The following is an 11341-nucleotide window of genomic DNA, read 5'->3' as shown; positions in this document are numbered from 1 at the left end:
ATACAGTTGACTCCATGTCCGTCAACACCGACTTCGCCGGGCGCACGATGGCGCCGGCAGGCCCGTTCCCGGTCGACGCCGACCTCATCGCGCAGTTCGCCGCCGCGGTCGGCGCGAGCGACCCCATCCATACCGATGCCGTCGCAGCACGGGCCAGGGGCTACCGCGACGTCGTCGCGCCGCCGACGATGGCGGTGCGCTTCGAGCAGCAGGCGCAGGCCGCCTACGTCGGCGACCCGGACGCCGGCATCGACTTCAGCCGGGTCGTCCACGGCGAGCAGGCCTTCACCCACCACCGGCCGATCGTCGCCGGCGACGAGATCACCGGCACGACGACGGTCACGTCGATCCGTGAGGCGGGGGGCCACGCGATGATCACCGTCACCACCGAGCTCACCGATGCGGACACCGAGCCGGTGTGCACCGCGGTCTCGACCATCGTCGTGCGGGGAGGGGACTGACCATGGCGCTCAGCCGCACCGACGTCGGCGTCGGCGACACGATCGGACCGCTGGCCGTACCCGTCACCCGTGAGGCCCTCGTCGCGTATGCGGACGCCTCACTGGACCGGAACCCGATCCACCAGGACGAGGAGTTCGCCAAAGGGGTCGGCCTGCCCGACGTCATCGCGCACGGCATGTGGACCATGGGCGCCGCGTCGAGTGTCGTGGCCGCGTGGGCCGGCGACGCCGGGCGCGTGGAGCAGTTCCGCACCCGCTTCACCGCCATGGTCGTCGTGCCCCGTGATGGGGCCGAGGTCGAGGTGAGGGGCGTCGTCAAGAGCATCGACGACGACGGCCGGGCCACGGTCGACGTCTCGGTCTCGGCGGAGGGCACCAAGGTCCTCGGTCGGTGCACCGCCGTGGTGCGGCTGGACCCATGACGGAGGAGACGCAGGCAGCGCCGGTCCACACGACGGTCGTCGAGAACGCACCGATCGCCCCGCTGACGACGATGCGGGTGGGGGGCCCGGCCGCGCGGCTGGTCACCGTCGAGAGCACCTACGACCTCGTCGACGCCGTGCGCGAGGTCGACGATGCCGACGAGCCCTTGCTCGTCCTCGCCGGCGGATCCAACGTCGTCCTCGGCGACGAGGGCTTCCCCGGCACGGTCGTCCACGTGCGCACCGAGGGCGTGCGCGTCGAGTCGGCGGACAGCTGTGGAGGCGCCACGGTTCGAGTCGAGGCCGGGACGAACTGGGAGGCCCTCGTCGAGCGAGCCGTCGCGGAGGGGTGGGCGGGCGTCGAGGCGCTCTCCGGGATCCCCGGGTCGACCGGCGCCACCCCGATCCAGAACGTCGGCGCCTACGGCCAGGAGGTCGCCCAGACCGTGGCCCAGGTCCGGGTCTGGGACCGCGTCGAGCAGCAGATCCGCACCTTCAGCAACCTCGACTGCGGCTTCACCTACCGCCACTCGATCTTCAAGGGCACCCAGCACCGTGGCATGAGCCGCTACGTCGTCCTCGAGGTCGTCTTCCAGCTCGAGCTCGCCGACCTCTCCCGGCCGATCGGCTACGCCGACCTCGCCCGCCAGCTCGGCGTCGACCTCGGAGCGCGCGTCCCGCTGGCAGAGGCGCGCGAGGCCGTGCTGGTCCAGCGGCGTCAGCGCGGGATGGTCCTCGACGAGACCGACCACGACACGTGGAGCTGCGGGTCGTTCTTCACCAACCCGATCCTCACGGTCGGGGAGTTCGAGGAGCTCGAGCGACGCGCGCATACCGTCCTCGGCCCGGATGTCCGACCGCCCCGGTTCGCCGACCCGCACGGCAACGTCAAGACTTCTGCGGCGTGGCTCATCGACAAGGCCGGCTTCGCCAAGGGGTATGAGCTGCCCGGCTCCTCCATCCCCGCACCGGCGTCGCTGTCGACCAAGCACACCCTCGCCGTGACGAACCGCGGCACCGCCTCGTCGTCCGACGTCGTCGCGCTCGCGCGCCACATCCGGGACGGGGTGGAGCGCACGTTCGGGGTGCGTCTCGTCAACGAGCCGGTGCTCGTCGGACTCGAGCTGTAGCGCCCCGACACGCCCTCCGTGCTCCGACGAGGGATGGTCGTGAGCACGCTTCCGGCCCGGGGACGTGTCCGGAACCATCTGTCGTGGTGGGTGGATGGGGTGATCAGGCCGGTGCAGCCAGCCACGCGTCGACGTCGGCGAGAGCCGCGGCGCGCAGGTCCGATGGTGCCCGACTCGCCCGGATCGAGCCCCGCGCCAGCTCCGCCAGCTCCGCGTCACCGAAGCCGAGCTCGCGCCGGGCCAGGGTGTACTGGTCGAGCAGCCGCGAGTCGAACAGCAGCGGGTCGTCGGCCCCGAGCGCCACGTCGACGCCCGCCTCGACGATGCGACGCAGCGGCACATCCCCCGCGGCGTCATAGACGCCCATCGCGATGTTGCTCCCGGGGCACACCTCCAGGGCGACGCCGCTGCCGGCGACGAGGTCGAGCACCCGGGGGTCCTCGACCGAGCGCACCCCGTGACCGAGCCGGTCCGGGCCGATGGCGGCGAGGGTGGTCTCGACCGCCGCGGGGCCGAGAAGCTCGCCGGCATGAGGTACGAGCGCCAGACCGGCGCGCTCGGCGATCGCGAACGCCGGCGCGAACTCCTCGGTCACCCCACGTCGCTCGTCGTTCGACAGGCCGAAGCCGACGACGGTCCCGGGGCCGGAACCCGCATACCGTGCGGCGAGGCGCGCGAGGGTGCGGGCGTCGAGTGGGTGCCGGATGCGAGAGGCCGCCACGACGATCGCGACCGGTGCGGCACCGGTGCGCGCTGCGGTCGACGAGACCGCGCGGGCCTCGTCGAGGACGATCTCGAGGGTCGGGGTGATGCCGCCGAGGAAGGGCGCGTACGACGTGGGATCGACCTGCAGCTCGAGCCACCGCGAACCTTCGGCCCCGTCGTCCAGGGCTGCCTCGCGCACGATGCGGCGCATGTCCTCCTCGTCGCGCACGCAGTGCCGGGCCGCGTCGTACAACCGCTGGAACCTGAACCACCCGCGCTCGTCCTTGCCGGCGCTCAGCACAGGGGGATAGCCGGTGCGCAGGGAGTCGGGCAGCCGCAGGCCGTGCTTGTCGGCCATGTCCCGGATCGTCTCGACCCGCGCCGAACCGGTGAAGTGCAGGTGCAGATGCGCCTTGGGCAGGGACACCAGCGGACGGCCGGCCTCAGGGGAGGGTGCGGTCACTCCTCGACGACACGCATGGCCGACTCCTCGGCCGGGGTGATCGGGCGACCCTGGTCGGGCCCGTCGGAGTCGGGCTCGTCCTCCTCGGAGTCCTCGGCGTCGCCCACCTCGTCCTCGGCCAGCTCTGGCTCGCCGTACCAGTCGTCCTCGGGGTCGATCGCGTCCGGGTCGTCGCCGCCGACCCGGACGGTGTCGAGGCCGCTCTCGTTCTCCGGTGCGCCGTACGCGGTGTCCGGGTCGGGGACCTCCTGCGCGATGCGCTGGTCGATCGTCTCCTCGTGCGCCTGCTCGTATGCGGTGGTCCCCCACAGCGTGCCGCTGCGGTCGTGGTCCGGCGGGCTGAAGCCGCGGTCCAACGGGTCGACGGCCTCGCCGTCGCTCTCGAACTCCTCGAGGGTCTCCTCGGGCTGCAGCTGGTCCTCGTCGTCGACGCTATAGCTGCCGAGATCGGTCGTGATGTCCTCGTTCTGCTCTGACATGTTTTCACCCTAGTCCGAGGTACCGGCGTCGCGGGCCAGCTTCTCCGCGGCGGCGAGGGCCACACACGTCGCCACCCCCGTCATCGCGGTGCGGACCTCGGCCAGGGGCGGGAAGCTGGGTGCGAGGCGGATGTTGGTGTCGTCCGGGTCCTCGCCGTAGGGGAAGGACGCACCGGCCGGGGTCAGCGCGATTCCGGCCTCCTTGGCCAGCTCGACGACGCGCGTCGCCGTTCCCGGCACGACGTCGAGGCTGACGAAGTAGCCGCCGGTGGGGCGGGTCCACTCGGCGATGCCGAGGCCCTCGAGCCCGGACAGCGCCTCCTGGACGGCGGCGAACTTCGGCGCCAGGCTGGCCCGGTGCCTCGCCATGTGGGCGCGCACGCCGTCGGCGTCGCCGAAGAACTCGAGATGGCGGAGGTGGTTGACCTTGTCGGGCCCGATCGAGGCGAACTGCTGGTGCGAGAGGTACCAGCGCACGTTCTCGGTCGAGGAGGCGAGGAAGGCGACCCCTGCGCCGGCGAAGGTGATCTTGGACGTCGAGGCGAACATGACGGCCCGGTGCGGATGCCCCGCGGCGGCGCAGAGCGAGAGAATGTCGGCGCTCTTGGTCTCGTCCTCGGTCAGGTGGTGCAGGGCGTACGCGTTGTCCCAGAAGATCGTGAAGTCGGGTGCCGCGGCCGGCATCGAGGCGAGCTCGGCGGCGACCTCCTGGGTCACGACCGACCCGGCCGGGTTGGCGTAGGTCGGCACGATCCACATGCCCTTGACACTCGGGTCCTTGACGAGCTCGCGGCAGGCTGCGACGTCGGGGCCGTCGTCGAGCATCGGGACGGTGACCATGTCGATGCCGTGGTGGGCGAGCATCGTGTAGTGCCGGTCGTAGCCGGGGACGGGGCAGATGAAGGTGACCTGCTCCTCCCGGACCCACGGCCGCTCGCTGGTCACCCCACCGTGCAGGCGCAGCCCGACGAGCACGTCGTGCATCATCGTCAGACTCGAGTTGCCTCCCGCGACGATCTGGTCGAGGTCGACGCCGAGCAGCTCGGCGAAGATCGCCCGCAGCTCGCCCAGCCCCTCGAGGCCCCCGTAGTTGCGAGTGTCCACACCGCTCGGGCTCGTCGGCGTGGTCGGCAGGTCGAGCAGTCCGGCGGCGAGGTCGAGCTGCTCCGTGCTCGGCTTGCCCCGCGTCAGGTCCAGTTTCAGACCCGCCCCCTTGAGCTCCTCGTATGCGGTGCGCTGCTCGTCGAGGAACGTCCCGAGGTCCTCGCGCGAGTACTCGGCGAGGGGGGTGTGGTCGGCGGCGGAGGATGGTGTGCTCACGCCGTCATCGTTCCAGATGGTGACCTGCGGCACACAGGCGAGTCGCGCATACGGTCGTCCGGCGTGTGCACCTGTCGATGCCGGCCGCTGTTTCGCATCGCCTGCGGCTCTGCCGTATGCTGGTTGATCGGTTGACTTCCGCCAGACTCTTCGGCCTGCCCGGACAGCGACACGGACGTCGACCGCCACGGCGAGGCCCGCCCCACCCGGCCGCGTCGTAGGGCAGTGGCTCAATTGGTAGAGCACCGGTCTCCAAAACCGGCGGTTGGGGGTTCGAGTCCCTCCTGCCCTGCGTAGTTGCTACGAGTAGTTCTACAGACGAGTGTGTCTTCGACCGTATCCACCCCGACGAATCGACGTGAACTGTGACCGACGTGAGTGCGCGTGAGAGCGACTCCCGCCAGCGGGACCCCGACAAGGGCAAGCAGGGTCTCTTCGCACGCCTCGGGCTGTTCATCAGCCAGATCATCGATGAGCTGCGCAAGGTCGTCCGGCCGACGCGCTCGGAGCTGTGGAACTACACGATCGTCGTCATCGTCTTCGTCACGGTGATGATGTTCCTCATCTTCGGCATGGACTGGGTCTTCAGTCGTGTCGTTGCCCTGGTCTTCGGCCAGGACTGAGCCGGGCCGGCCGTCCCGCGCGGGATCGGGCCGAGGCCGCCACAAGACATCTGATGTGAGAAGGAAGGTCGTCGACGCATGTCGAACGAATGGACCGAGACCACCGAGGCCGATGAGGCCCCGGTGAGTACGGACGACGCCACGGCGACGGACGCCGAGAGCGCTGCCGCAGCCCCTGTGGACGCCGACCCGGTGGGCCCGGACGCTGTGGACGACACGGGGGAGGACGGCGAGGAGGACGACGCGGAGGACACGGCCACGGCCGTGGACACCGACGCTGCCGCCGCCGAGCTGGCGGCGCATGACGCGGACGCCTTCGCCGCCGGTCCGGACAGCGCGAACGCCGGTCTCGGCACCCCCGACCTGCCGACGGCGTCGGAGGTCGACGAAAAGCGCGAGGTCGACGAAAAGCGCGAGGTCGGAGGCGACGCCGAGCAGCCGGCAGCCGTCGAGTTCCAGAGTGCGAGCGACGAGGACGGCGACGTCCTCGAGGCCGTCGACCCCGTGCAGGCCTTCAAGGACGACCTCGCCGCGAAGTTCGGTGAGTGGTACGTCATCCACACCTACGCGGGCTACGAGAACCGGGTCAAGGCCAACCTCGAGAACCGCATCATCTCCCTCAACATGGAGGACTACATCTTCGAGGTGCAGGTCCCCATGGAGGAGGTCACCGAGATCAAGAACGGCCAGAAGAAGGTCGTCAAGCGGGTCCGCTACACCGGCTACGTGCTCGTGCGGATGGACCTGACGGACACCTCGTGGGGCGCGGTCCGCCACACCCCTGGCGTGACCGGCTTCATCGGCAACGCGCACCAGCCGGTGCCGCTGTCCTTCGACGAGGTCTACAGCATGCTCAAGCCCAAGGACCTCGAGAGCGCCGCCGATGCCGCCGCGGCCGGTGCCGGGGCGCGGGCCGGTGGCGGCCGCAGCACGGACGAGACCGTCGTCGACTTCCAGGTCGGCGAGTCGGTCACCGTCATGGAGGGTCCGTTCGAGACCCTTGCGGCCACGATCTCCGAGATCAACACCGACACCCAGAAGCTCAAGGTCCTCGTCTCGATCTTCGGCCGGGAGACCCCGGTCGAGCTGTCCTTCAACCAGGTCGCCAAGATCTGACCCCGCGGGGCTCCGCCCCCGCGCACGCCCGAAGGACAGCACAACTGAAAAGCCGCGTGATCTTCACCGGCGAACGGCAACCGGGTCATCGCCCCTCGGCGTCGGCCCACAACCAGAAAAGGAACACCAGCACAATGCCCCCCAAGAAGAAGGTCGCAGGCTTCATCAAGCTGCAGATCCAGGCCGGTGCCGCCACGCCGGCGCCCCCCGTCGGCCCCGCCCTCGGTCAGCACGGCGTCAACATCATGGAGTTCGTCAAGGCGTACAACGCTGCGACGGAGAGCCAGCGCGGCAACGTCATCCCGGTCGAGATCACGGTCTACGAGGACCGCTCGTTCACCTTCATCACGAAGACCCCGCCGGCCGCCGAGCTCATCAAGAAGGCCGCCGGTGTCGCCAAGGGCTCCGGTGAGCCGCACAAGACGAAGGTCGCCAAGCTGAGCCGGGACCAGGTCCTCGAGATCGCCCGGATGAAGATGGAGGACCTCAACGCCAACGACGAGGAGATGGCGGCGCGCATCATTGCCGGCACGGCTCGCTCGATGGGTATTGACACGGAGCTCTGACGAAGGACGTATGCGGAGGTTGGGGGCCGAGGAACGCGGCACCCGGTCGCAGCGGAGTCCGAGGATGAGCGACCATAGAGAACAGCGCTCCCTGGCAACACAGGAGCACGTGGGAGGGCCGGCGCTTGGCCCGCACCACAATCCCTTTCAAGTACGAGGAGATCGACATGAAGCGCAGCAAGAACTACCGCGCGGCCGCCGAGCAGATCGACGCCACGCACGCCTACGCCCCGCTCGACGCGGTGCGCCTGGCCAAGAAGGCCGCGAAGGCCAAGTACGACGAGACGGTCGAGGTCGCGATGCGCCTCGGCGTCGACCCGCGCAAGGCCGACCAGATGGTGCGCGGCACGGTCAACCTGCCGCACGGCACGGGCAAGACCGCCCGCGTCCTCGTCTTCGCCAACGGCGACAAGGCCGAGGCGGCGCGTGAGGCCGGAGCGGACTACGTCGGCAGCGACGACCTGCTCGAGAAGGTCGCCGGCGGCTGGCTCGACTTCGACGCCGTGGTCGCCACGCCCGACCTCATGGGCAAGGTCGGACGCCTCGGCAAGGTACTCGGCCCGCGTGGCCTGATGCCGAACCCGAAGACCGGCACCGTCACGATGGACACGGCCAAGGCGGTGTCCGACATCAAGGGCGGCAAGATCGAGTTCCGCGTCGACAAGCACGCGAACCTCCACTTCATCATCGGCAAGGCATCCTTCGACGAGAAGGCCCTCGTGGAGAACTACGCCGTGGCCCTCGAGGAGATCCTCCGGCTCAAGCCGTCCTCGTCGAAGGGCCGCTACATCACCAAGGCGACCATGTCGACGACCATGGGTCCCGGCATCCCGCTGGACGCCTCGCGCACCCGCAACCTCCTGGAGGAGACCGCGGACGCCTGATCCAGGCCACGTAGCACGTCGACGGCGCGATCCGAGCATCTCGGGTGGCGCCGTCGCCGTCTCGGGTGGCACCTGAGCACTCGCCGGGACCCGGTGCGCATTGCCTCGACCGGCGCGGTGCACCGTGTTCGGTGCGCTGTAGCGGCCCAAACGCCCGGCAACGGCCCGGTCGGCGGCGGACGGCCCGGTTGACCAGGTCCGTCCCACCGCGATTTGGCCGCCGCCACTCCGAGCCCGTATCCTGACCGACGACCGAAGACCGCCGGTTAGCCGTTCACGGCTCGAAGGCCTCTCAGCAGAGGGCGACCAGCGCAGGCCACGACAGTTCGACGTGTTCACGCGTCGCGAGCCCCGTGCCCTGCGCCGGGGCTCTTCTCGTGTGGGACCTCCAGCAGTGGATGCACGACCACGGTCGATGCACAGAAGAAGGGAGGCCACGTGGCACGTAAGACCGACAAGGCTACTGCCATCGCCGAGCTCAAGGAGAAGTTCTCGAGCTCGAACGCGGCCGTTCTCACGGAATACCGTGGGCTCACCGTCAAGCAGCTCTCCGAGCTGCGCGGCGCCCTCCGTGGCAACGCCACCTTCGCCGTGGTCAAGAACACGCTGACCCAGCTCGCGGCCAAGGAGGCGGGAGTGACCGCCTTCGACGGTCAGCTCGTCGGCCCGAGCGCCATCGCCTTCGTCGATGGTGACCCGGTCGAGGCGGCCAAGGGCCTGCGTGACTTCTCCAAGGCGAATCCTCTCCTCGTGATCAAGGGCGCCGTCGTCGACGGCAAGGCCCTTTCTCCCGAGGAGGTCACCAAGCTTGCGGACCTCGAGTCCCGCGAGGTCCTTCTGGCCAAGCTGGCCGGCGCCATGAACGCGTCGCTGAGCAAGGCCGTCTACCTCTTCGCCGCGCCGCTGTCCCAGACGGCTCGCGTGGTCGATGCGCTGCGCGCGAAGGTCGAGGCCGAGGGCCCCGTCCAGACCGCCGGTGCCGAGGAGGCACCCGCCGAGGCCACGGCCGAGGCAGCTCCCACTGCAGACACCCCCGCAGCGGAGACCGCAGACGTCGCCGAGGGTGGCGACACCGAGTGACCTGATCCCGCTCCAGCGGGACCCGATCACCCGATCACAACGAACAGCCACTCACGGCACACGAAAGAAAGGACGCCGATCATGGCGAAGCTGTCCACCGACGAGCTCCTCGAGGCCTTCAAGGAGATGACCCTCATCGAGCTCTCCGAGTTCGTCAAGCAGTTCGAGGAGACCTTCAACGTCACCGCTGCCGCTCCGGTCGCCGTCGCGGCCGCGGGCGCCCCCGCGGGCGGCGGCGACGCCGGCGCCGCGGAGGAGGAGAAGGACGAGTTCGACGTCGTCCTCACCGCTGCCGGCGACAAGAAGATCCAGGTCATCAAGGAGGTCCGCGCGCTGACCTCCCTCGGCCTGAAGGAGGCCAAGGACCTCGTCGACGGTGCTCCCAAGCCCGTTCTCGAGAAGGTCGACAAGGCCGCTGCCGACAAGGCCAAGGAGGCCCTCGAGGGCGCCGGCGCCACCGTCGAGCTCAAGTGATCTCGTCCCCTCACGGGGACTGACTCACGCTCGCGAACGCGAGCACGCCCAGCGGGGTGGATCCATCCGGATCCACCCCGCCGTCGTCTGTCCGGGCGGCTCCCGGGCGGCTCCGGCGCGCGCCACTTCCCCCACACAGGACCGAAACGGCGAACGACACCGCGGCACCCGCTCGTCGGTCGACGGAGGGCCCACCGGCAGCGGGTTGCCGCACGAGTGGAGGAGGCCATGTCAGGGCCTGACGGTCGGCGACCCGCGCATACCTCCTCGTGCAGAACAATGCGGACATGGAGCCCTTCGACGCGGCCGAGCTGTTCGACCTCGGTGACCCGGATTTCGTCCGCAGTCCGTGTGCGGCGCTCGCCGAGGCCCGGTCCCGCGCCCCCGTCGCATGGCACAGCGGGCTGGGCACGTACGTCGCTACCTCGCACGCTGCGTGCAGCGCCGTCCTGCGCGACCGGCGGCTCGGTCGGGTCTACGCCCCGCGCGAGCCGGTCGAGGAGTGGGAGACCTTCAACTGGCTGCACGCCGACTCGATCCTCGACTGCGAACCGCCCAAGCACACCCGACTGCGGCGCCTCGTGGCCGGCGCGTTCGGTCGCGGGCACGTCGCCCGGCTCGCGCCGCGGATCGAGGAGCTGGTGGGTCGACCGCACACGCGAGCAGGAGCTCGAGGCGCAGCAGGCCTGCGCCGGGTTCGCCGACCTCGTCGAGGAGGTCGCCGCCCACCGGGCGCGCCACCCCGGTGACGACCTGCTCACCCACCTCGTCCAGGCTCGGGACGGCTCGGACCGGCTCGGACCGGCTCTCGGAGCACGAGCTCGTCGCCACGGCCGTGCTGCTGCTCAACGCGGGTCACGAGGCGAGCGTCAACGGCTTCGGCAACGGTCTGCACTCGATCCTGACCGGTCCGGTGGGTGAGCGCGACCTGTCCACCCTCGATCCCGCCCCGGTGGTCGAGGAGATGCTCCGCCACGACAGCCCTCTGCACCTCTTCGAGCGGACCGTTACGGCCGCCGTCGAGGTCGAGGGGGTGCGCCTGGAGCCGGGGCAGCGAATAGCGGCCCTGCTCGGCGCCGCCAATCGGGACCCTGCGGTCTTCGACGACCCCGACACCTTCATTCCCACGCGAGATCCGAACAACCACATGGCATTCGGTCTCGGGATCCATTTCTGTCTCGGTGCTCCGCTGGCCCGCCTCGAGCTCCAGATCGCGAGCCTGGAACTGTTCAGGGCCTGGCCCCGCCTTGAGCTACGGCGGGCCCTTCGGCGATCGACCTTCGTCCTGCGTGGGTTCCACGAGATCGTCGTCTCGCCGGTGACCCAGCCGTCCGCCGCGAGGCTTTCGCGCCCACTCTGAGACTGGCCGGCGCCCGGTGTCGCGGTGTCACCTACTTGACGGATAGCCGCGGATTGGTCATTCTCATGGCGACGCTTCAGCCCGAGCCGGCCCCGTTCGGTGAGGGACTCCGGAGAACACTGCGGCCTTGCGGGTCGCGAGCCGGAGGCGACCGGATCGAGCCGGAGGCTTGACACCGGTTGATTCCCATGCCTTCCTGCGGTAGGGTGGACCCTTGCGCCGCCCATGCCCTTCTCCCGCCGTTGTGAGCTCCTCAGT

The 11341-nt window shown here is 69.9% G+C and carries 14 protein-coding genes and 1 tRNA gene; 12 read left to right on the top strand and 3 right to left on the bottom strand.

The window, feature by feature from the left end:
• The first annotated feature begins 14 nt into the window (after positions 1 to 14).
• Genes GA707_RS02335 through GA707_RS02325 form a run of 3 tightly spaced genes read left to right on the top strand, consistent with a single transcriptional unit; the run spans position 15 to position 2013 of the window.
• A complete protein-coding gene (locus tag GA707_RS02335; protein ID WP_152176783.1) occupies positions 15 to 461 on the top strand; it encodes a MaoC family dehydratase N-terminal domain-containing protein in 447 nt (148 codons plus the stop codon).
• A gap of 2 nt (positions 462 to 463) precedes the next feature.
• Positions 464 to 883, top strand: coding sequence for a MaoC/PaaZ C-terminal domain-containing protein (locus GA707_RS02330; RefSeq protein WP_152176782.1), 420 nt, complete (start codon positions 464 to 466; stop codon positions 881 to 883).
• Positions 880 to 2013: a UDP-N-acetylmuramate dehydrogenase gene (locus GA707_RS02325; protein WP_152176781.1), complete on the top strand. Its 1134-nt coding sequence runs from the start codon at positions 880 to 882 to the stop codon at positions 2011 to 2013. Before GA707_RS02330 ends, GA707_RS02325 begins: the two co-directional genes overlap by 4 nt.
• A gap of 103 nt (positions 2014 to 2116) precedes the next feature.
• Here the strand turns inward: GA707_RS02325 and GA707_RS02320 are convergent, their stop codons facing one another.
• From GA707_RS02320 to GA707_RS02310, 3 genes are read right to left on the bottom strand one after another with little or no spacing between them, the layout of a single operon-like run.
• Positions 2117 to 3181, bottom strand: coding sequence for an adenosine deaminase (locus GA707_RS02320; RefSeq protein ID WP_226963474.1), 1065 nt, complete (start codon positions 3179 to 3181; stop codon positions 2117 to 2119).
• Entirely contained in the window at positions 3178 to 3660 is a 483-nt protein-coding gene (locus tag GA707_RS02315; RefSeq protein ID WP_152176780.1) for a hypothetical protein, read from the bottom strand. The genes GA707_RS02320 and GA707_RS02315 overlap by 4 nt, the downstream gene beginning before the upstream one ends.
• Before the next feature lie 9 nt (positions 3661 to 3669).
• On the bottom strand, positions 3670 to 4980 hold the full coding sequence (locus tag GA707_RS02310; protein ID WP_193315123.1) for an aminotransferase class I/II-fold pyridoxal phosphate-dependent enzyme: 1311 nt from the start codon (positions 4978 to 4980) through the stop codon (positions 3670 to 3672).
• A gap of 219 nt (positions 4981 to 5199) precedes the next feature.
• Between GA707_RS02310 and GA707_RS02305 the strand changes: the two genes are divergently transcribed.
• The 9 genes from GA707_RS02305 to GA707_RS21060 all read left to right on the top strand — a co-directional run bounded on the left by GA707_RS02305 (position 5200) and on the right by GA707_RS21060 (position 11083).
• Positions 5200 to 5272, top strand: a tRNA-Trp gene (locus GA707_RS02305).
• 82 nt (positions 5273 to 5354) lie between these two features.
• Positions 5355 to 5603: a preprotein translocase subunit SecE gene (gene secE, locus GA707_RS02300; RefSeq protein ID WP_226963473.1), complete on the top strand. Its 249-nt coding sequence runs from the start codon at positions 5355 to 5357 to the stop codon at positions 5601 to 5603.
• A 78-nt stretch (positions 5604 to 5681) separates the two neighbouring features.
• Positions 5682 to 6719, top strand: coding sequence for a transcription termination/antitermination protein NusG (gene nusG, locus GA707_RS02295; protein ID WP_152176777.1), 1038 nt, complete (start codon positions 5682 to 5684; stop codon positions 6717 to 6719).
• 134 nt (positions 6720 to 6853) lie between these two features.
• Positions 6854 to 7285, top strand: a complete 432-nt coding sequence (rplK, locus tag GA707_RS02290) for a 50S ribosomal protein L11 (protein ID WP_152176776.1) — start codon at positions 6854 to 6856, stop codon at positions 7283 to 7285.
• A 167-nt stretch (positions 7286 to 7452) separates the two neighbouring features.
• Positions 7453 to 8169 (top strand): 50S ribosomal protein L1, encoded by a 717-nt coding sequence (gene rplA / locus GA707_RS02285; RefSeq protein WP_152176775.1) that lies wholly within the window; start codon positions 7453 to 7455, stop codon positions 8167 to 8169.
• Positions 8170 to 8607: 438 nt separating this feature from the next.
• A complete protein-coding gene (gene rplJ / locus GA707_RS02280) occupies positions 8608 to 9249 on the top strand; it encodes a 50S ribosomal protein L10 (RefSeq protein WP_152176774.1) in 642 nt (213 codons plus the stop codon).
• A gap of 81 nt (positions 9250 to 9330) precedes the next feature.
• The gene (rplL, locus tag GA707_RS02275) at positions 9331 to 9723 is read left to right on the top strand and encodes a 50S ribosomal protein L7/L12 (RefSeq protein WP_152176773.1); all 393 of its coding nucleotides are present in this window, start codon (positions 9331 to 9333) and stop codon (positions 9721 to 9723) included.
• A gap of 287 nt (positions 9724 to 10010) precedes the next feature.
• Positions 10011 to 10472 carry a cytochrome P450 gene (locus GA707_RS21065; protein WP_226963472.1) on the top strand — a complete coding sequence of 154 codons (462 nt, stop codon included), beginning with the start codon at positions 10011 to 10013 and terminating at the stop codon, positions 10470 to 10472.
• The gene (locus GA707_RS21060; RefSeq protein ID WP_226963471.1) at positions 10469 to 11083 is read left to right on the top strand and encodes a cytochrome P450; all 615 of its coding nucleotides are present in this window, start codon (positions 10469 to 10471) and stop codon (positions 11081 to 11083) included. Before GA707_RS21065 ends, GA707_RS21060 begins: the two co-directional genes overlap by 4 nt.
• Positions 11084 to 11341 lie beyond the last annotated feature (258 nt).

Source organism: Nostocoides sp. F2B08 (genome assembly GCF_009184895.1).
Classification (GTDB): Bacteria; Actinomycetota; Actinomycetes; order Actinomycetales; family Dermatophilaceae; genus F2B08.
This window is presented reverse-complemented; position numbering and strand designations above follow the sequence as displayed.

Bases quoted from the DNA above. Each gene is read 5' to 3' on its own strand.
- GA707_RS02330 (WP_152176782.1), top strand. From the start codon at position 464: ATGGCGCTCAGCCGCACCGACGTCGGCGTCGGCGACACGATCGGACCG.
- nusG (WP_152176777.1), top strand. From the start codon at position 5,682: ATGTCGAACGAATGGACCGAGACCACCGAGGCCGATGAGGCCCCGGTG.
- GA707_RS02335 (WP_152176783.1), top strand. From the start codon at position 15: ATGTCCGTCAACACCGACTTCGCCGGGCGCACGATGGCGCCGGCAGGC.
- GA707_RS02325 (WP_152176781.1), top strand. From the start codon at position 880: ATGACGGAGGAGACGCAGGCAGCGCCGGTCCACACGACGGTCGTCGAG.
- GA707_RS02315 (WP_152176780.1), bottom strand. From the start codon at position 3,660: ATGTCAGAGCAGAACGAGGACATCACGACCGATCTCGGCAGCTATAGC.
- rplK (WP_152176776.1), top strand. From the start codon at position 6,854: ATGCCCCCCAAGAAGAAGGTCGCAGGCTTCATCAAGCTGCAGATCCAG.
- GA707_RS21065 (WP_226963472.1), top strand. From the start codon at position 10,011: ATGGAGCCCTTCGACGCGGCCGAGCTGTTCGACCTCGGTGACCCGGAT.
- rplA (WP_152176775.1), top strand. From the start codon at position 7,453: ATGAAGCGCAGCAAGAACTACCGCGCGGCCGCCGAGCAGATCGACGCC.
- rplL (WP_152176773.1), top strand. From the start codon at position 9,331: ATGGCGAAGCTGTCCACCGACGAGCTCCTCGAGGCCTTCAAGGAGATG.